Source organism: Micromonospora coriariae (assembly GCF_900091455.1).
Taxonomy (GTDB): Bacteria; Actinomycetota; Actinomycetes; order Mycobacteriales; family Micromonosporaceae; genus Micromonospora; species Micromonospora coriariae.
Genome location: NZ_LT607412.1, coordinates 4701588 through 4721189, shown reverse-complemented (window position 1 = coordinate 4721189; position 19602 = coordinate 4701588). Strand labels below are relative to the sequence as shown.

General features: G+C 72.2%; 18 protein-coding genes. 4 read left to right on the top strand and 14 right to left on the bottom strand.

Annotated elements, in window-relative coordinates; translation table 11 throughout:
- Positions 1-25: 25 nt before the first annotated feature.
- The gene (locus GA0070607_RS22060) at positions 26-682 is read right to left on the bottom strand and encodes a DedA family protein (RefSeq protein ID WP_089019895.1); all 657 of its coding nucleotides are present in this window, start codon (positions 680-682) and stop codon (positions 26-28) included.
- Positions 683-872: 190 nt separating this feature from the next.
- On the opposite strand from GA0070607_RS22060, the gene GA0070607_RS22055 reads away from it, so the two are divergent.
- Entirely contained in the window at positions 873-3725 is a 2853-nt protein-coding gene (locus GA0070607_RS22055; RefSeq protein WP_089019894.1) for an aconitate hydratase, read from the top strand.
- A 105-nt stretch (positions 3726-3830) separates the two neighbouring features.
- Positions 3831-4922, top strand: a complete 1092-nt coding sequence (locus GA0070607_RS22050; RefSeq protein ID WP_172899081.1) for a winged helix DNA-binding domain-containing protein — start codon at positions 3831-3833, stop codon at positions 4920-4922.
- A 66-nt stretch (positions 4923-4988) separates the two neighbouring features.
- On the opposite strand, the gene GA0070607_RS22045 is transcribed toward GA0070607_RS22050, so the two are convergent.
- The 10 genes from GA0070607_RS22045 to GA0070607_RS22000 all read right to left on the bottom strand — a co-directional run bounded on the left by GA0070607_RS22045 (position 4989) and on the right by GA0070607_RS22000 (position 15446).
- Positions 4989-5513: a GNAT family N-acetyltransferase gene (locus GA0070607_RS22045; RefSeq protein WP_089019893.1), complete on the bottom strand. Its 525-nt coding sequence runs from the start codon at positions 5511-5513 to the stop codon at positions 4989-4991.
- A gap of 83 nt (positions 5514-5596) precedes the next feature.
- The gene (locus GA0070607_RS22040; RefSeq protein ID WP_089022012.1) at positions 5597-6823 is read right to left on the bottom strand and encodes an RNA polymerase sigma factor; all 1227 of its coding nucleotides are present in this window, start codon (positions 6821-6823) and stop codon (positions 5597-5599) included.
- 58 nt (positions 6824-6881) lie between these two features.
- The gene (locus tag GA0070607_RS22035) at positions 6882-7217 is read right to left on the bottom strand and encodes a YciI family protein (RefSeq protein ID WP_089019892.1); all 336 of its coding nucleotides are present in this window, start codon (positions 7215-7217) and stop codon (positions 6882-6884) included.
- A 96-nt stretch (positions 7218-7313) separates the two neighbouring features.
- The gene (locus GA0070607_RS22030) at positions 7314-7925 is read right to left on the bottom strand and encodes a GTP-binding protein (protein ID WP_089019891.1); all 612 of its coding nucleotides are present in this window, start codon (positions 7923-7925) and stop codon (positions 7314-7316) included.
- Entirely contained in the window at positions 7906-8292 is a 387-nt protein-coding gene (locus GA0070607_RS22025; RefSeq protein WP_089019890.1) for a DUF742 domain-containing protein, read from the bottom strand. Before GA0070607_RS22025 ends, GA0070607_RS22030 begins: the two co-directional genes overlap by 20 nt.
- Positions 8293-8297: 5 nt before the next feature.
- Entirely contained in the window at positions 8298-8720 is a 423-nt protein-coding gene (locus GA0070607_RS22020; RefSeq protein ID WP_089019889.1) for a roadblock/LC7 domain-containing protein, read from the bottom strand.
- Between the two features lie 90 nt (positions 8721-8810).
- The gene (locus GA0070607_RS22015; protein WP_089019888.1) at positions 8811-11426 is read right to left on the bottom strand and encodes a sensor histidine kinase; all 2616 of its coding nucleotides are present in this window, start codon (positions 11424-11426) and stop codon (positions 8811-8813) included.
- 110 nt (positions 11427-11536) lie between these two features.
- Complete coding sequence (locus tag GA0070607_RS22010) at positions 11537-13156, bottom strand: prenyltransferase/squalene oxidase repeat-containing protein (RefSeq protein WP_197701114.1); 1620 nt, start codon at positions 13154-13156, stop codon at positions 11537-11539.
- Complete coding sequence (locus GA0070607_RS22005) at positions 13153-14064, bottom strand: terpene synthase family protein (RefSeq protein ID WP_172899080.1); 912 nt, start codon at positions 14062-14064, stop codon at positions 13153-13155. The genes GA0070607_RS22010 and GA0070607_RS22005 overlap by 4 nt, the downstream gene beginning before the upstream one ends.
- Positions 14061-15446: a cytochrome P450 gene (locus GA0070607_RS22000; RefSeq protein WP_089019887.1), complete on the bottom strand. Its 1386-nt coding sequence runs from the start codon at positions 15444-15446 to the stop codon at positions 14061-14063. Before GA0070607_RS22000 ends, GA0070607_RS22005 begins: the two co-directional genes overlap by 4 nt.
- 383 nt (positions 15447-15829) lie before the next feature.
- Here GA0070607_RS22000 and GA0070607_RS21995 point away from each other — a divergent pair, with 383 nt between their 5' ends.
- A complete protein-coding gene (locus tag GA0070607_RS21995) occupies positions 15830-16078 on the top strand; it encodes a DUF2630 family protein (protein WP_089019886.1) in 249 nt (82 codons plus the stop codon).
- Between the two features lie 48 nt (positions 16079-16126).
- Here GA0070607_RS21995 and GA0070607_RS21990 read toward each other — a convergent pair whose 3' ends face one another.
- The 3 genes from GA0070607_RS21990 to GA0070607_RS21980 all read right to left on the bottom strand — a co-directional run bounded on the left by GA0070607_RS21990 (position 16127) and on the right by GA0070607_RS21980 (position 18854).
- Positions 16127-17059, bottom strand: a complete 933-nt coding sequence (locus GA0070607_RS21990) for a serine protein kinase RIO (protein WP_089019885.1) — start codon at positions 17057-17059, stop codon at positions 16127-16129.
- A 227-nt stretch (positions 17060-17286) separates the two neighbouring features.
- Entirely contained in the window at positions 17287-17931 is a 645-nt protein-coding gene (locus GA0070607_RS21985; protein ID WP_089019884.1) for an HAD family hydrolase, read from the bottom strand.
- Between the two features lie 65 nt (positions 17932-17996).
- Complete coding sequence (locus GA0070607_RS21980) at positions 17997-18854, bottom strand: carbon-nitrogen hydrolase family protein (protein WP_089019883.1); 858 nt, start codon at positions 18852-18854, stop codon at positions 17997-17999.
- 88 nt (positions 18855-18942) lie between these two features.
- Here GA0070607_RS21980 and GA0070607_RS21975 point away from each other — a divergent pair, with 88 nt between their 5' ends.
- On the top strand, positions 18943-19515 hold the full coding sequence (locus tag GA0070607_RS21975; RefSeq protein ID WP_089019882.1) for a TetR/AcrR family transcriptional regulator: 573 nt from the start codon (positions 18943-18945) through the stop codon (positions 19513-19515).
- Positions 19516-19602: the final 87 nt, after the last annotated feature.

The following is a 19602-nucleotide window of genomic DNA, read 5'->3' as shown; positions in this document are numbered from 1 at the left end:
GTCCGGCCCTTTCGTCGCGCCCGGGTCAGTGTTCGCTGCCCGCGCGGACCGGCTCGGCGTCCGGGGTCGGTTCGGTCGCCTCGAACCGGTGGGCCCGTCGGCGCAGCCACCACGTGCTGGCGAGACCGGCGAGCACCGCGAGGGCCAGCCCGGCCCAGGAGATGTCCTTGAGCCAGTGCTCGGCCGCGCGGCCCACGGTGAAGAGCAGGTAGGTGGTGCCGAACGCCCAGACCAGGCCGCCGGCCGCGTTGGCCAGCAGGAACCGCCGGTACGGCACGTGCAGCGCCCCGGCGAGCGGCCCGGCCAGGATCCGCAGCAGTGCCACGAACCGGCCGAAGAAGACCGCCCAGACGCCGTACCGGGCGAAGCTCTGTTCGGCGCGGGCGAGTTGTGCCGGGCCGAGATGTCGGGGGAAGCGCCGGCCCAGCCGGGCCAGCAGCGGGCGGCCACCCCGGCGGCCCACCGCATACCCGACGGAATCGCCGATGATCGCTCCGGCGGCAGCGGCGGTGGCGACCCACTCCGGTTCCACCACACCGGTGGCGGCGAGCAGGGCGGAGCTGACCAGGACGATCTCGCCGGGCAGGGGGACACCCATGCTCTCCACGCCGATCACTCCGGCGACGAGCAGGTAGACCGCGATCGGCGGCAGCGACACGAGCCAGTGCTGAACGTCGAACACCGTCGACCCCTTCCCCGTTCGGCCTCGAACCCTACCGTCGGCCAGCCGCCCTAACCCACCGTCGGGTTGCGCAACTAGCAAGACGGACGTACGGTTTTGTTGAGAGCGGAATCGGCGGTAAGTGTCACCTAACCTCGGCGGCACCCTGCCCGGTGCGACACACTGCTCAGGACTACTCACGGTCGCTGGTGTGAAGGAGTACGACGTGGCGAGCCTCGACACCTTCGGTGCGAAGACCCAGCTACGCGTCGGAGACGCGAGCTACGAGATTTTCAAGATCGACAAGGTGGACGGCCACGACCGGCTGCCGTACAGCCTGAAGATCCTGCTGGAGAACCTGCTGCGGACCGAGGACGGCGCGAACATCACCGCCGACCACATCCGCCAGCTCGGCGGGTGGGACTCCACCGCCGCCCCGAGCGTGGAGATCCAGTTCACCCCGGCGCGGGTGCTGATGCAGGACTTCACCGGCGTGCCCTGCGTGGTCGACCTGGCCACAATGCGCGAGGCGGTACGCGAGCTGGGCGGCGACGCCACCAAGGTCAACCCCCTCGCCCCGGCCGAGCTGGTCATCGACCACTCCGTCATCGCCGACCTGTTCGGCCGCGCGGACGCCTTCGAGCGCAACGTCGAGCTGGAGTACGAGCGCAACAAGGAGCGCTACCAGTTCCTGCGCTGGGGCCAGACCGCGTTCAACGAGTTCAAGGTCGTCCCGCCGGGCACCGGCATCGTGCACCAGGTCAACATCGAGTACCTGGCCCGCACCATCATGGAGCGCAACGGCCAGGCGTACCCGGACACGGTGGTCGGCACCGACTCGCACACCACGATGGTCAACGGCCTGGGCGTGCTGGGCTGGGGCGTCGGCGGCATCGAGGCCGAGGCCGCGATGCTCGGCCAGCCGGTCAGCATGCTGATCCCCCGCGTGGTGGGCTTCAAGCTGCACGGCGAGATGCCGGCCGGCACCACCGCCACCGACCTGGTGCTGACCATCACCGAGATGCTGCGCAAGCACGGCGTGGTCGGCAAGTTCGTCGAGTTCTACGGCCCCGGCGTGAGCGCCGTGCCGCTGGCAAACCGCGCCACCATCGGCAACATGTCCCCCGAGTACGGCTCCACCGTGGCGATCTTCCCGATCGACGCCGAGACGGTCCGCTACCTGAAGCTGACCGGTCGCGACGAGCAGCAGGTCGCGCTCGTCGAGGCGTACGCCAAGGAGCAGGGCCTCTGGCACGACCCGGACGCGGAGCCGGAGTACTCCGAGCGCCTGGAGCTCGACCTGAGCACCATCGAGCCGTCGCTGGCCGGCCCGAAGCGCCCGCAGGACCGGGTGCCGCTGGGCAGCGCCAAGACGCTGTTCCGCTCGGCGTTGACCGACTACGTCGCCGACGACTCCGTCGGTGAGCGTGATCTCAAGCCGGGCGTGCCCCGTGAGGAGCTGCCGCGCGGTGCCAACGGCCCGGCCGACGAGGCCAGCGCCGAGTCCTTCCCGGCCAGCGACCCGCCGGCCAACGAGTTCAGCGACCCGGCCGACGAGCCGCGTGACCTGGAGACCGCGGCCGTCGGCTCCGGCGGTCGGGCCACCGACCCGATCCGGGTCACCGGCGCCGACGGCGTCGAGTACGAGTTGGACCACGGCGCAGTGGTGATCGCCGCGATCACCTCCTGCACCAACACGTCCAACCCGCAGGTGATGATCGGCGCCGCGCTGCTGGCCCGCAACGCGGTCGAGAAGGGCCTGAGCCGCAAGCCGTGGGTCAAGACCACCCTGGCGCCCGGTTCCAAGGTCGTCATGGACTACTACGAGCGGGCCGGCCTGACGCCGTACCTGGACAAGCTCGGCTTCAACCTGGTCGGCTACGGCTGCACCACCTGCATCGGCAACTCGGGCCCGCTGCCCGAGGAGGTCTCGGCGGCGGTCAACGAGAAGGACCTCGCCGTCGTCTCGGTGCTCTCCGGCAACCGCAACTTCGAGGGCCGGATCAACCCGGACGTCAAGATGAACTACCTGGCGTCCCCGCCTCTGGTGGTCGCGTACGCCCTCGCCGGCACTATGGACATCGACCTGGCCAACGAGCCGATCGGCGAGGACCGCGACGGCAACCCGGTCTACCTGCGCGAGATCTGGCCGAACAGCGCCGAGATCCAGGACGTCATCGCCCAGGCGATCGGCGCCACCGGGTTCAGCGCCGCGTACGCCGACGTCTTCGCCGGCGACGAGCGCTGGCAGTCGCTGCCCACCCCGACCGGCGACACCTTCGCCTGGGCGGACGACTCCACCTACGTGCGCAAGCCCCCGTACTTCGAGGGCATGCGGCAGGAGCCGAGCCCGGTCACCGACATCGCCGGCGCCCGGGTGCTGGCCAAGCTGGGTGACTCGGTGACCACCGACCACATCTCGCCGGCCGGCTCGATCAAGCCCGACTCCCCGGCCGGTCAGTACCTCGCCGAGCACGGCGTGCCGCGGCACGAGTTCAACTCGTACGGCTCCCGCCGGGGCAACCACGAGGTGATGATCCGGGGCACCTTCGCCAACATCCGGCTGCGCAACCAGCTGGTCCCGGGGGTGGAGGGCGGCTTCACCGTCAACCACCTCACCGGCGAGCAGACCTCGATCTACGACGCCTCGGTCGCCTACCAGGAGGCCGGCATCCCGCTGGTCGTGCTGGCCGGCAAGGAGTACGGCTCGGGCTCGTCGCGGGACTGGGCGGCCAAGGGCACAATGCTGCTGGGCGTCCGGGCGGTCATCGCCGAGTCGTACGAGCGGATCCACCGCTCCAACCTGATCGGCATGGGCGTCCTGCCGCTGCAGTTCCCGGTGGACACCACCGCCGAGTCGCTCGGCCTCACCGGCACGGAGACGTTCACCTTCACCGGGGTGACCGCGCTCAACGACGGCGAGACCCCGCGCACGGTGAAGGTCACCACCGACACCGGCGTCGAGTTCGACGCTGTGGTCCGGATCGACACCCCGGGTGAGGCGGACTACTACCGGCACGGCGGCATCCTGCAGTACGTGCTGCGCCGCATGATCGCCAGCTGACGCACCGCGTCCAACAGGGCCCCTTCCCGCTCGGCGGGGAGGGGCCCTGCGGCGTCCTGGCCGGTCGTGCTGCCCGTTGTCGGGGTGACCCCCTATGGTGTCGGGGTGGTCGACCGGCGTCAGGTGATGAGGTTCCGCGTCCAGGCACAGCAGCTCGCTCGGGCGCACGGCACGCTGGTGGACACCGCCGTGCTCGACATCGGTGTGCAGGACACCGGCCCCGACGGCGGCGGCTGGGCTCTGGCGCTGCGCGGGGTCGACCGGGCGGCGTCGTCCGGGGCCGACCTGGTGCTGCTGTGGACCGTGCGCGGCGCGCCCCACCTCTACCGCCGCGCCGACGCGGGGCGCGTGGCGTCCGCTGTCGCACCCTGGTCCGACGCCGACGCGGGCAAGCGCATCTACGACGCCGCCAAGCCGTTGAGGGCGGCCGGCATCGGCAACCTGGAGGCCCTCGACACGGTGGCCGCCGAGCTGCGGGCCACCGTCACCGAGCCGATGGTCAAGGGCGACGTGTCGGGCCGCCTGAACGCGGTGCTGCCCGAGCCCTACCTGCGGTTCTGCCGCCCATGCGACGCCACGCACATCTTCGAGATGCCGTTGCGGCTGGCCGCGGTGCGCGCCGGGTTGGAATTGCAGCGCGACACGTCGCCGCCGGTGCTGCGGCGCATCCCCGGGTTCCGCGCGGCGGCCGACGCGGGCGACCGGTTCGACCTCGTGCGCGCGTACCTGCGGCTAATGGGTCCGGCCACCCCCGGCCACGTCGCCACCTACCTCGATGCCCCGGTCCGGGAAGTCAAGGCACGGTGGCCCGAGGACGTGATCGAGGTGACGGTCGACGGCGAGAAGCGCTCGCTGCTGGCCGCCGACGAGCAGTCGCTGGCGTCGGCCGCAGCGGCGGCGACCCGCCTGCTCGGCCCCTTCGACCTCTTCCTGCAAGCCAGGGACCGGGCGACGCTGGTGCCCGACGCCGCGCGCGCCAAGGAGCTGTGGCCGGTGCTGGGTCGCCCCGGCGCCGTCCTGGTCGACGGTGAGCTGGTCGGCACCTGGCGGCCCCGCAAGTCGGGCGCCAGGATGACGGTCGCCGTCCAGCCCTGGCAGAAGCTGCCCGAGAGCAGGCGCAGGGCCGTCATCGAGCAGGCCGAGCGCCTCGCGGCGCACCGCGCCGCTACTCTCGCCGGCGTCGAGTTCCCGGACTGACGACGGACCGGACGCGTCGCGGCCAGGTGCGGCACACGGACCCAACGTCACCCACCTGCGCGAGGATCACCCCTCGGTCGCCGCTTCCGCGTCCGGCTCCTGGCGGGTGGACGTGCGGAGGTCCTTGCGCATCTGCTGGGTCGTCACCTGGTACCCCGACGAGCCGTACAGGTTGAGCGCCGTCGTGTTGTACCCGAACACGTTGAGTTCGAGAGCGTGTGCGCCCTGGTCGCGAGTCGTCCGCTCGGCGGCCGTGAGCAGGGCCCGCCCCAGGCCCTGCCCGCGGTGCTCGGCGACCACCTCGATGTCGTAGAGGTAGGCGCAGTGCGCGACGCCGCGCGGATGCGTCAGCGAGATCCACAGGCGTCCGACCGATGTGCCGTCGGCCAGTACGCCGAGCAGGAAGATCATGCCGGGCGTGGCCATACCCTGCGGCAGCAGGGCCCGGTTGGCTTCCTCGGAGCGGCGGAGAGCCTCGTCGGCCGTCCAGGTGCCGGCCTCGACCTGGTCCTGCGCGTAGGCGGCCACGACGTCGCTCTGCCACCGGTCGAATTCCGCACGGGACATCGGCCGCACATCCAGGTCGATCATGCGCGGAATCCTCTCACGAATCCCCTTCGCGAGGAGGACGTGCCGATCCCGCCGGCCCCGGGGGGCGTGCGCGCGCCAGCCGGCTACGAGGCGAGGCCGGCGGCGCGGTCGAGCAGGGCGTGGCGCTCGGCGGCGGATGTCACCTCGGCCGCGGCCCTCCGGAACAGGGCGGCGGCGCGGACCCGGTCGCCCTGCCGGGCCACCAGGTCCGCCTCCACCGCGACGGCCAGCGGGTATCCGTCCAACGCGCCCCCGGCTCGGGCCACGTCGAGCAGCGCCAACCCGGCCGCCGGACCGTACGCGTAGCCGTGCGCGACCGCGCGGTTGAGCGCCACCACCGGCGAGGGCCGGATGCCGGCCAGCGCGTCGTAGGCCTGGGCGATCGCCGGCCAGTCGGTGGCCTCGGCGGACGCGGCGGTGGCGTGGCAGGCGGCGATCCGGGCCTGCCACGCGTACGGCCCGCCGTGGCGTACCCGAGCCAGTGCTTCCAGGCCCTCGGCGATGGCGACCCGGTTCCAGAGGGCGCGGTCCTGCCGATCCAGGGTCAGCAGGTTGCCGGTGGCGTCGCGGCGCGCGTCGGCGCGCGAGTGCTGGAACAGGAACAGCGCCAGCAGCGCGGCGACCTCGGACTGCTGCGGCATCAGCCGGTCGAGCAACCGGGCCAGCCGGACCGCCTCGTCGGCGAAGGCTGGTTCACCGTCGGCGACGTAGCCCCGGGTGAAGAGCAGGTACAGCACGGCGAGTACGCCAGGCAGCCGCTCGGCCAGCGCCGGCCCGCTCGGCACCCGGTAGGGGATGCCGGCCTGCGCGATGCGGGTCCGGGCCCGGGTCAGCCGTCGGGTCATCGTCGACTCGCTGACCAGGAGGAGCCGGGCGATGGCGCCGGTCGGCACACCGCAGACGGTGCGCAGCGTCAACGCCACCCGGGCCTCGATCGCGAGCGCGGGGTGGCAGCACGTGAAGATCAGTCGCAGCCGGTCGTCCACCACGTCCTCCCCCACCCCGGGCGCGGGCTGCGCGTCGGCTGGCGTGAGCACCGCCAGGTCGTGCAGCTTGCGGCGTTCCACGGCGGCCCGGCGCAGCACGTCGATCGCCCGGTTGCGGGCCACCGTCATCAGCCAGCCGCCCGGGTTGGCCGGCACGCCGTCGCCGGGCCAGCGCTCCAGGGCGACGGTCAGCGCCTCCTGGGCGCAGTCCTCGGCCAGCGCCCAGTCCCCGGTGATCCGGATCAGGGTCGCGACGATCCGTGGGTACGCCTCGGCGCCGGCGGCCGCGACGGCCTCCGCCGCCGCAGCCGCCTCCGTGCCGATCGCCCGGCCGGCGCCGTCGTGCCGCTCACCGGCCGGCGTCTCGGTGCGGTTCACTCGATCAGCCGGGCAGGCCGGCGAACGGGCGCAGTTCCAGTCGTCCGTGCCGGGCCATCGGGTGGGTCCGCGCCACCTCGATCGCCTCGTCGAGGTCGGCGCAGTCGAGCAGGTCGAAGCCCACGATCACCTCCGTGGTCTCGGCGAACGGTCCCTCGGAGATGAGCAGTTCGCCGCCGCGCACCCGGACCGTGGTGGCCGCGGTGCTCGGCGCCAACTCGTCGCCCTGAAGGCGGCGGCCACGGGCGTCGTTCTCGGCCACCCACGCGTGGATGTCGGGTACGTCGGTCGGGTCGGTGTCCGGCTCGGCGTCGGTGCAGACGAACATCATGTACTTCATCTGGGCGCTCCCTGGTGTCTCGGGGTATCGCCAGCATGACGATCGGCCGCGGACGTTCCGGACACCGGGTGCCGGAAAATTCTCGCCGGTGGTCGGTCAGTTCGCGCCGGCGGCGCGGCGGCGGGCCTCCCGGGTCTTCATGGCGTGCTCCATCAGCGTGACGAGCACCTCCTTGCTGGAGGCGCGCTGACGCGCGTCGCAGAGCAGCACCGGGACCCCCGGGTCCAGGTTCAGCGCGGACTGTACCTCGTCGAGCCGGTACTGCCGGGCCCCCTCGAAGCAGTTCACCGCGACCACGAACGGGGTGCCCCGGCCCTCGAAGTAGTCGATCGACGGGAAGCAGTCCGCCAGCCGGCGGGTGTCCGCCAGCACCACCGCGCCGATCGCGCCCAGCGCCAGTTCGTCCCAGACGAACCAGAACCGGTCCTGCCCCGGCGTGCCGAACAGGTAGAGCACCAGGTCGTCACTGATGGTGATCCGACCGAAGTCCATCGCCACTGTGGTGGTGGTCTTCTCCTCCACCCCGGACAGGTCGTCGATGCCGACCCCGGACTCGGTCAGCACCTCCTCGGTGCGCAACGGCCGGGTCTCGCTCACCGCGCCGACCATTGTGGTCTTGCCCACGCCGAAGCCACCGGCGACCAGGATCTTGATCGCGGTGGGCAGTGGGGTCGCTCCCGCCGGCCGGTCAGAGTGCCCGTAGTCCATTGATTACCGCCTCGAAGATGCTGTTGTCGGGAAGACCGGCCGTGGTCTGTGGCTCGCGGACCTGCACCAGGCTGCGGGCCGCCAGGTCGCCGAGGAGCACCCGGATGGTGCCCACCGGCAGGTCGAGATGGGCGGCGATCTCGGCGACGGACTGTATTCGTTGGCACAGTCCGACGATCGCCAGGTGCTCCGGACCGAGGCCGACCTCCGGTGTGACGTCGGCTCGGGTCGCGGTGACCAGGGAGATCAGGTCGAACGTGCCGGTGACCGGGCGGGCCCGCCCACGCGTCACCGCGTACGGGCGGACCACCGGGCCCGCATGGTCATCCACCCACTGATGTTCCGCGGACTCTCCCTGCACCGTCATGGCCGCTACTTCTCGCCGGCCGGCTGGTCGGCGGCGCGGGATGGGGAGGCGACGTACTTGCCGACCCGGGTGACCAGCATCGCCATCTCGTAGGCGATCAGGCCGACATCGGCGTCCTCGCTGGCCAGCACCGCCAGGCAGGCGTTGCGCCCGGCAGCGGTGACGAACAGGAACGACGACTGCATCTCGATGATGGTCTGCTGCACCTGCCCGCCACCGAAGCGCTTGCCGGCGCCCCGGGCCAGGCTCTGGATGCCGGCCGCCATCGCCGCGAGGTGCTCGCCGTCGTCCCGGCTCAGCCCCTGCGAGGAGGCCATCAACAGCCCGTCGGTGGAGAGCGCGACCGCATGCTCGGCCTGCTTCACCCGGCCCACAAGATCATCCAGCAACCACGTCAGGTCGGCACTCGAAGCCGTCTTCTGGGCCACTCGTCGTCCTCTTCTCCCCCGGCTGTTGTCGCCGTACTCGTCTGGGGCTGACCATCACGCCGCGCGGAAACCCGCAGCACCGGCGCCCGGTCAGGTAGTGCGCGGGTCCTCGTCGGTCGGCTCGGGCGTCGCCGCCGGCGGGGCGCCGGAAGCGCCGCCGACCAGTCGCGCCGCGTCGGTCCGACCTCGCCGCGTACCGCTCTGGTAGGAGCTCATCATCCGGCGCACCTGCTCCGGCGGGCGCGCCACGTCCTCCTCGTCGGTCTCCGTCGCCGCCGGGTCGTCGCGCAGCTCGGGCACGATGCTCGCCTGCCGGACCCGCACCGGCAGGCCCGAGTCCGTTCGGTCCGCCTCGTCCCGGGTGGGCAGCGCCCCACCGTCCGCGCCCGGCTCGCCGACGCCGGCGCTGTCCGTTGGTCCGACGCGGTCGACCGAGGGCAGGCCGGTGGGCACCGTCGGGCCGTCAAGGGCCGGCTGACCGAGGGCGCGCCGGGCCCGGCTGGGCAGCTCCGCCGACCCGGCGGCCGGCGTCGTCCGCTGGCGGGTGGGCAGGGAGGAGGCGTCCACATCGGTCCCATCGGTCTGCGCCGTCAGACTGGTGGCATCGGTCGACACCGGCGTGTCGGCCGGGACCGCCGCCGGGGCGGCCGGGGTCACCGGGCCCGGAACGTCCGGCGCCGTCGTACCCGCTGCTGCCGGTGGTGCGGCCAGCGCGAGGGTGGCCGGGCGAGCGCCATCGGCGGCGCCCACGGGGCCGGCGGTCGGCGACGCGGCCAGCGGAATGGCCGGTGACCCGGCCCGCATCGCGCCGGAGTCCTCCGGGGACGCGCCGTTCTCGGTGACCAGCTCCAGCGGGATCAGCACGACAGCGGTGGTGCCGCCGTACGCCGACTCCTTGAGCCGGACCCGCACGCCGTGCCGCTCGGTCAGCCGGCTCACCACGTAGAGACCGAGGCGGGCGGCGTTGGCGAGGTTCAGCTCGGACCGGTCGACGATCCGGTGGTTCGCCGCGGCCAGGTCCTCCTCGCTCATGCCGAGGCCCCGGTCCTCGATCTCGATGGCGAACCCGTTGGCCACCAGTTGGCCACGAACCTCCACAGTGGTGTGCGGCGGGGAGAACGACAGGCCGTTCTCGATCAGCTCGGCGAGCAGGTGGATGATGTCGCCGACCGCGCGGCCGGCCAGCGAGACCGGCCCGAGCGGCAGCACGTTGACCCGGGTGTAGTCCTCCACCTCGGCCACCGCGCCGCGCACCACGTCGACCATCGGCACATTGCGCCGCCAGGCCCGGCCCGGGGTGGAGCCGGAGAGCACGATCAGGTTTTCCGCGTTGCGTCGCATCCGGGTGGCCAGGTGGTCGACCCGGAACAGGTCCTCCAGCTCCTCCGCGTCCTGCTCGCGCCGCTCCATCGCGTCCAGCAGGGTGAGCTGGCGGTGCACCAGCGCCTGGGTGCGGCGGGCCAGGCTGAGGAAGACCTCGCGGACGTTGCGGCGCAGGTCGGCCTGCTCGACAGCGGTACGCAGGGCGGTCTCCTGGACCGCGTTGAACGCCTTGCCGACCTGGCCGATCTCGTCGGTGCCGAACTCCAGCGGCGGCGCCTCCGTGGCCACGTCGACCTCCTCGCCGCGGCCGAGTCGCTCGACCACGCTGGGCAGCCGCTCGTTGGCCAGGCGGAAGGCGGCGCTACGCAACCGCTCCAGCTGCCGTACCAGGGAGCGGGCGGTGGTGATGGACACGACGATCGAGGCGATGACGGCGAGCAGACCGAGGCCGGTGGCCAGCGCCAACCGGACGACCACGCCGATGGCGACCGGGGTCGCCCGGTCGACCACGCCGTCGCCACCGGCCAACACGACCTCACTGATCTCGGTCAGCGCCGGAGCGGTAGTGTCGGTCCACTCCGTCGCGTTCACGGCCGGCCGGCCGGCACCACCGGCGTGCATGACCTGGGTCTCCAGGGCGGTCAGCTGGCTGAAGGTGGCGCCCGTCGACATCGTCTCGTAGCGGCGCTGGTCGGTGGCGGGGAGCCGGACCAGTGCCGAGGCGGCGACGAACTGTCGGGCGCCGACGATCCGGGTGAACTCGGCCCGCTCGGCCGTGGTGATGCGCCCGGCGGCCAGCACGCCGGCCAGCAACGCGTCCTCCTGGGACAGCAGCTCCCGGGACCGGTTGAGGCCGATCAGCGCGGCGGTGTCCTCGGCGACCTGCTCGTCGTCGAGGTTGCCGAGCGCGTCGTAGACCCGGTAGATCGACTCGATCACCCCGGTGAAGGTCGCGAAGGTCTCGGCCCGGTCGATGCTCCGGCCGTCGACCGCCGTACGGGTCTTGTCCAAGTCGTTCAGGCCAGTGATGAGAGCCTTGATCCGCTGGTGGAGGGTGTCGCTGCCCAGCGCGCTGACCTGCCAGTTCTCGGTGGACTTCGTAAACTTCGCCGCCAACTGGTCGGTGCGCTGCCGGGTCTGCGCCAGCGTGGCGCGCTGCTCGTCGTCGGGTCGACCGAGATAGGTCAGCGACGTCCGACGCTCCAACTGCAACTGCAACAGCAGCGGCTCGGTGGGATCGAAGACCTTCGTGTCCAGGGTCTGCACGCCGAGCAGGTTGACCCCGTCCCGGACGGTGACCCAGGCCGTGAAGCCCCAGAGCGCCACGAGTGAGACGAGTAGAGCAACGACCTTGGTACGCAGATTCGTACTGCGGGAACCCATTACACCGTCCCTGGCGCGACCTGTGTGATTGATCAGTCAGAAGTGCGGAGTGAACGCGTCGACCCCGGCGCACGCTAGCAGCGTCCGGGGCCGCACTCAAGCGCCGCTGATCATGGGACCGCCGTACGTGGCCTGACTGGCGCCCGGTCCATGTCGTTGACCAGGTCGGATCTGGTCAGGGCCAACTGCCGGACCGCGAGAATGGCCGCACGGACGATCAGCACGGGTGTGTAGAGATCTTTGTCATGCCACAATGGAGGATGATCGTGGTCATCGGCTGCCTCGGTCAGGTGACGCAACCCGCGACCGATCGCCTCTCGTACGCCCGGCCGGGCTGGTCGATGGACCCCCAGCAGGACGTGCAGGGCGTACGCGGTCTCCTCCACGGTGCCGGTCCAGCGTCCCCACGTCCCGTCCGTCCGTTGGGTGGCGACCACCCAGTCAACGGCGCGGTCCACCCTCGATCCGGCGATCCCGGCCGGGGCGTACCGGTCGAGGGCTGCCACGACGCACGAGGTGGCGTAGTAGGGCGAAGCGTGCCAGCGGTCCACCCAGGAGCCGTCGGGCTGCTGCTCGTCGCCCAGCCACCCGGCCAGCGCCGCCGCACGGCCGCCGTAGCGGCTCGCGGCCGCCGACGTGTGACGGGCGTGCCAGCCGAGTGCCTCCAGCACGTGCGCGTTCGTGGTGACCGACCGCCCGTCCTCCCCCCGCCAGGTGCAGAAGTGGCTGCCGAGGTCGAAGTGGAGCAGGCTCGCCGGGTCCACCGGGTGACCGAGACGGGCGAGAGCGTAGAGAGCGACCGAGGTGGTGTCCGCGTCGGCGGGCAGTCCTGGCCCGGTCGGCGTGCCCTGCGGCCCGAGCGCGGCGGTCAACTCGGCGATGAGCTTCGGCACGGGTCGGACCGGCACCCCCACTCGGGCCAGGCTGCTCAGCGCCCAGGCCCGCTCGAACACCGTGATCGGCGTACAGCAGGGCACCGGTCCGTCGAGGAGGCCGACAGCCGCCCTCAGGTAGGCCAGCGCCTCCGGGTCCGAGCCGGGCGTCGCCGGGTCGCCGATCCAGGCGGCGGTGGCCGCCGGCGAGGCACCCACGGCCCCGGCGACCGGGGACACGCGGCCGTGCCGACGCGCGACCGGTCCGAGCACCTCGAAGGCGTGCAGCAGCTTCTGCGGCACCGGACGTCCGGCGCCCACCAGCGCGTGTACCGCGTCGAGCCGCCGTCGGTCCACGCCGGGCAGGGCGCGGACCCCGTCGACGATGCCCTGACCGGGGCGTGCGGCAAGGAAGGTGAGGTGGTCGTTGATCCGCTGCACCAGGGCCGCCACGATGAGGTCGGCCGCCGGTGTGTCCGGGAGCGGCGTGCCCCTTCCGAGCCAGTCGGCGAGCACGCCCAGCCCGCGGCTCGCCGCGGCGGCCAGCTCGGGCCGAGAGGATCCCTGGGTGCCCCGCAGTGTGCCGAGCAGCGCCTCCACCGCGCTCACCGTCGGCACCACGGCGTAGCCGCCGGCGCCACCCCACCCGCCATCGGAACGCTGTTCGTCCAGCAGGTACCGCAGCCGCCGGTCGTGCCCGGTGAGCCACGGCGCGTCGGCGACGACCCGGCCGGTCTCGTACACCGACGGGGTGACCCGGCCCGCCGGCTCGAGCACCATGGCGGCGAGCAACTCCCGGGCCGATGCGGCCACGTCGGACTCGTCCCCGGCATCGGCGGCGGCCGGTGAGGTGGTCACAGCACGCCCCAGAAGTCGGTCGACCGGTAGAAACCGGTGCTGAAGCCGATCTGGCGGGCGAGGTAGTCGGCCTGCAGCGGGCAGCTTGCGCGCAGCGGGTCGAGCAGCTCGCGGGCGTACGCCACCAGGCCGCTGATCTGGCGCTCGATGTCGGCCCGCTCCGGCACCAACATCAGCGCGTTGAGGTCCCCCCACCGCTGGTCGCGTTCGTAGGTCGCGAGGTCGTTGACGAGTCGGAGGATCCGCTGCACCTGGTCACTGGCCGCGACAAGCGCGTCGAGGTGGGCCAGCGTCGCGGGATCGCCGGAGTGGATCCAGTGCACGACGTTGACCACTGTGCAGGCCAGGTTCGCCGCGTTGGCCAGGTACTCGTCCAGGGTGGGCAGCACGCCAGCGCTGGCGGTCTGCTTCCAGTCCCACTCCCGCGCCATGGCGTCGAGCATCGTCCGCAACTCGTTGCGCCACACCACCCCGTGGGTCGCGTACGCCGGCACGGCGGCCAGTTCGTCGTGCAATTCGGCGAGAAAGCGGCCGAGAGAGTCGTCCTCCGCCGGCTTCCCGCCCTCGGCCACGGCGAGGCAGCCCGCCGTCAACCGGTCGATCTCGGCACGGGTACGCGCCTCGTGGTCGACGAGCCAGTCGACCGCGAAGCCCCACAGCACGGCCCGGTTCGTGACGCGCAACTGGGCGAGGTCACACCAGGGCGCCCCGAACGCGATCGCCATCGCGACGTTGCCGAACAAAGCCGGGTCGAACGGTCGCGCCGGGAAGAGATCGGGGTACGCCGCAGCGCGTTCGGCCAGGTCACGTTGGCCCTTCGCGGCGAGGGCGCAAATCCGGCCCTGCTCCGCGGCCAGCGCCATCTGGTCGCTACCGGTATCCGGCAGCGACGCGAGTTCAGCGGTCATGCGGAGACACTCCGTACCGGCTGCAGGGTCACCTCGACACGCTGGAGGGGCCGCAGCGCGGCGGCCACCTTGATACCAGGCAGAGCCTGCCGCACCAGGCGGAACCGGAACCGGCTCAGGACGGTGGCCACGATCAGCATGGCCTCCAGATAGAACAGGTGCATGCCGATGCACTGGTGTGGGCCGCCGCCGAACGGGAAGTGCGCGTACCGGTGCCGGTTGCGAACCTGCTCGGGGTCGAAGCGGTCGGGGTCGAAGACCTCGGGCCGGTCCCAGAACGCGGACATCCGGTGGGTGATCAGCGGGCTGACCACGAGAGTGGCGCCGGCCTCGATGCGTACGCCGCCGATCACGTCGGCTTCCAGGGCGCGGCGCGGGAAGAGCCAGCCGATCGGGTAGAGCCGTAGCAGTTCATCGAGCACCTGTCGCGTGTAACGCAGCTCGCGCAGGTGCTCGCGCCGGACCGGAGCGTCGCCGACCACCCGGTCGATCTCCTCGTACAGTCGCTCGGCGATCTGTTCGTCCTGCGCGATGTGCGGCCAGAGCCAGGTCAGCACGCTGATCGTGGTCTCCGTGGTGGTGGCGACCATCGAGACGGTGTCGTCACGGACCTGCCGCTCGTCGAGCCGGCCGCCAGCCTCCGTGCGGCCCCGCCACAGCGTGGCGATGATGTCGTCGCCATCGGTCTCGGCCGTTCCCCGGGCGGCGCGGACGATCGGGAGCACAGTGTCGTCGATGAGTTGAACTGCCTGACGGAACGCGCGGTCGCCGGGCATCGGCATGGCCAACGGCGCCCACGGCACCAACAGCCGCGGCATCACCGACCAGGCGATCGCGTCCTGCGCCTCCATGATGCGCATCGCCTGCGGCACCGAGATCTTGTCGGCGAAGAAGACCCGCATGATCGCCGAGCAGACGATCCGGGCCTGCACGGTGCCCATGTCGACGGGCTGGCCGGCGCGGGCCGGCTCGTCCAGTTCGTCGACCACTTCCTCGATCGCCTCGGCCAGCCGGTCGACCAGCGAGTCGACCCGCCGAGCGGTGAACAGCGGCTGGAGCACGTGGCGGCTGTTCTTCCAGTAATCGCCGTCACTGAGAATGCCGTCGCCGAACAACCGCTTCAGCGGACGCCACTGGAGACCGTCGCCGGCACGGACGTAGTTGTCGGACTTCTCGCGCAGTACCCGCTGCAGGTGCTCCGGTCGGGTGATCAGGTAGGGCCGGAACGCACCGAGGCTGAGCTTCACCACCTCGCCCTGCGACCGCTCGCCCAACTCGACCAGGGTGCGGGCCGGATCGCGGAACAGATTGGGCACCACATGACGCAGCGGGACCGAACCCGCCCGTCGCGGCTGAACCGGCACTGTCGGAGGTGCTACCACGGGAACTGTCACTCCCTTGTGGATACTCGGCGTCGCGGAACGACTATGCGGAGTTAGCTATTCGTGGAGCATGCCACCGCTCGGTCGCCTTCCTCTAGGCGCAGTACGTGAAATTTTCACGCGCAAGGATCGCGTCCCCACAGGATTCGGTCGGCGGGAAGTGCGCAGACCACAGATCCCGCAGGTAGCGATGGTCGCGACCACCAGCAGGCATCTGAGGCGCTCAATAGTGGCGAATATCACTCACTACCTGTGGTGCGCGCCCGCCCGGGGACGCGCCGGCTCGGCCCGGAACCGCGTCACTCGTCACCCGCGCCATGCACGCGACTCGGCGGAACGACCGAATCCGGGCGACACCCGGCACCCTGTGCCAGGCTCTTGTCATGGACGACAAGACCATCCTGAACCGGATCTCCGAACTGGTCGATGAGGAACACAAGCTGCGCGCGGCGGCACAGGCCCACGAGTCGGGCACCGAGGGCGAGGCCAGCGAGCGGCTGCGCAACCTGGAGGAGTCCCTCGACCAGTGCTGGGACCTGCTGCGCCGCCGGCGGGCCGCGCGGCAGACCCACGGCGACGCGGATGCCCAGGGCGAACGCCCCAAGCCCGAGGTGGAGCGCTACATGCAGTGACCGGCGCGGAGGGTCGGGCCGCCGGTGGGGCCGCCCGACCCGTCCCGGTCAGCGAACGCCCGCCTCACGCAGCAGCTCCCCGGTAAGCGCGGCGGGATCGACCTGCTCGGCGGCCAGCCCCCGGGCCAGGAACCAGGTGCCGACCACGCGCACGTCGCGGGCCAGGAACTCGGGCCCCTGCGGGTTCGCCACCACGTCGACCACCTGGGGCAGGTCGATCACGACCAGCCGACCGTCGTGTACGAGCAGGTTGTACGGCGACAGGTCGCCGTGCGCGTAGCCGGCTCGGGCCAGCACCCGCAGCGCCTCCACCAACTGGCCCCACAGGTCGCGGAGTTCGGCCGGGCCGGGCCGCAGCTGAGCCAGCCGGGGCGCGGCCTGCCCCGACTTGGCGTCGCCGACGAACTCCAGCATCAACTCGGTGCCCCGCAGCTGCACCGGGTACGGCACGGCGATCCGGTCGTGGCCGGCGCCGATCTCCCAGAGCCGGGTCAGGGCGGCGAACTCGGCCGCTGCCCACTGCCCGGCGATCATCTGCCGGCCGAAGGCCGTCCGGCCGGCCATCGCCCGGTTCTCGCGGGACCGGCGCACCCGCCGGCCCTCCAGGTAGCCGGCGTCGCGATGGAACAGCCGGTGCTCGGCGTCCCGGTAGCGCTTGACCGCCAGCAGGCAGGACCGGTCCGTCTCGGGCACCGCCCGACGGACCAGGTGCACGTCCGCCTCCTTGCCGGTCTTCAGCACACCCAGCTCGGTGTCCTTGGCGGCCAGCTCGGTGACCAGCCAGTCCGGGCACGGCTGCGGACCGTGCACGGCGTCGTCCCAGGACGACCAGCGGTCGCCGGTGTCCGGGTCAGGTTCGCCGTCCGGGTCGGCGGGCGGCTCAGTGGGCCGCCCGCGCTTCAGAAACTGCGGCTCGTCGTCGTCGAAACGAATCTTGCCGCGGGTCCGGCGCTCCAGCGCCGGCAGATCATGATCGCGCACTGTGGTGAGGTTCCCTTGGTCGAGGCTGATGAAGGCAGCTGGAAGCGACCTGCGAAGACGGCCATTACCGACCCCCTCTCCTCGACCGGGCGCACGCCCGGGTGCACGATGCGCCGACCATACTCGCCGTCACCACGGCAGCCGGTCAACCGAATTACCGGAACCCCACTCGGAGCGGCCGGGGCGGCGGCCCGAGCCCGACCGGCGGCGACGCGCGGGGCGGGCCGTCAGCCGCCGAGCACCACTGCGACCGCGGCGATCAGCCCGTCCACGGATCGGCTCGGCGCGAAGCGGGTGTCCGACCAGGTACGGCCCCGGTGCAGCCAGACGCTGGGCAGCCCGACCGCGGCGGCGCCGCCGATGTCCGCCTCCGGGCCGTCGCCGATCACCCAGGCGCCACGCAGCGGCATCCGGACCCGCTGCGCGGCGAGCGCGAAGATCCGGGGGTTCGGCTTGCTCACCCCGGCCTCCTCGGAGATCACCCAGTCGGCGACGTAGCGGTCCAGGCCGGTCTGGCGGATCTTGGCGTCCTCCACGCGTACCGTGCCGTTGCAGACCACCACCGGCACCCAGCCGGCGTCGTCGGCGATCCGCAGGGCGCAGGCCGTCAGCGGGTCGAGCCGGGTCTGCGCCACCACCCCGTCGTGCAACTCCTCCACCAGATCGATCGAGGGGATGCGCAGCTCGTAGCGGTCCCGGATGGCGTCGGCCAGATCCCAGCGGTCAGTCAGCCCGTCGGCGTCGATCGAGATCAGCCAGTCGATGTCGGTGGGGGGCGCGCCGATGCCGTCCAGGAAGCGCTCACCCCAGCGACGGAACGGCCCGGCCCGATCCAGCAGGGTGTTGTCCAGGTCCAGCAGGAGCAGTGGCACTCGGGCACCCTACGGGACCGACGTGTCCGCCAACAGATCCGGCGGGTGTCGACCTGACGGTGGGCTCAACCGGCCATCGACGCCCGCCGGCCGCCCTGGTCCGGCAGGCGATCGGCGAGCATCGAATGGGCGGCGCGGGTGGCGGCGAGCGTGGCCGGGTCCAGCGTCGCCACCAGCACCGCCGTGCCCTCGTCGGCGCCCCGGGCCAGCGCCCTCCCCTGTGGGTCGTAGATCGCCGCGCCGCCGTTGAAGCGCCACGGGTCGACGCCCCCGACCGCGTTGGAGAAGACCACGAACATGGTGTTGTCCAGAGCGCGAGCGGCGTAGTACAGATCCCGGCGGTGCTCGGAGCCGGCCAGGTACCCGCTGGGGCAGAGATAACCGTGCGCGCCGTCGAGGGCGGCGGCGCGGCCGTGCTCCGGGAAGCAGCCGTCGTAGCAGATGCCCAGGCCGAGCCGCCAGTCGTCGACGAGCAACGTGGCACCCCGGGTCCCCGGGCTGAACAGGTCGGCTTCGCTACCCCACAGCTGCTGCTTGTCGTACCCGACACGGACCGCGCCGGCCCGGTCGACCACCAGCGCGGCGATGGTCCGCCGGCCGTCCGGGTGCCGGGCCGCGGCGCCGACGAGCACGGTGACGCCGGCCTCGCGCGCCGCCGCGCGCAGCGGATCGAGCCGCGGGTCGGCGACCGCCCCGGCCGGGTCGACCGTGACGTCGGTGCCGGCCGGGTCGGCGGCGAGGGTTGGTGGGTGGTACGCGCAGAGGTACAGCTCCGGCAGGACGGCTACCCGGGCGCCCTGCCCACCGGCCCGGCGGACCAGGTCGGCGGCGGCGACCGCGTTGCCGGCGACGTCGCCGGGAGTCGGCGTGGCCTGGACGGTGGCGACGGTCAGCGGGGCGGCGGGGGTGCGGGGCGGGGTCACCGGGCGATGGTAGCGGTGCCGGCTCGGGCGATATACCAAGCCGTACGTACGGTTTGCGTGACGCGGGGTGACCTGCGACGATCGACGTGTGCCCAGAGTAAGCCAGGACCAGCTCGACGCGCGCCGGCAGGAGATCCTCGCCGCCGCGCGGTCTTGTTTCGCCCGGCACGGCTACGAGGGGGCGACCGTACGCCGCCTCGAGGAGGCCACCCGGCTCTCCCGGGGTGCCATCTTCCACCACTTCCGGGACAAGGACTCCCTCTTCCTCGCCGTTGCCGAGGACGACGCCGCGGCGATGGTCGAGACGGTGGCCCGCAACGGTCTGGTGCAGGTGATGCGCGACCTGCTGGCCGGTGCCGTCTCCCCCGACACCACCGGCTGGCTCGGCAGCCAGTTGGAGGTCTCCCGCCGGCTGCGCACCGACCCGGCGTTCGCCCGGCGCTGGGCGGAGCGGTCCGCGGCGATCGCCGAGGCGACCCGGGACCGGCTGGCCCGCCAGCGCGACGCCGGGGTGCTGCGCGAGGACGTGCCGATCGACGTGCTGGCCCAGTTCCTCGAGCTGGCCTACGACGGCCTGGTGCTGCACCTGGCAATGGGACGGCCGGCCGGCGACCTGGGCCCCGTGCTCGACCTGGTCGAGGAGGCGGTCCGCCGCCGCTGAACGGTCCGGCCGTCGCTGAGCGTCCAGCCCGGACACCGGGCCGCCGACCATGGCGGCGCTGCTCCACAATGAGGCCGCCGATCCCTC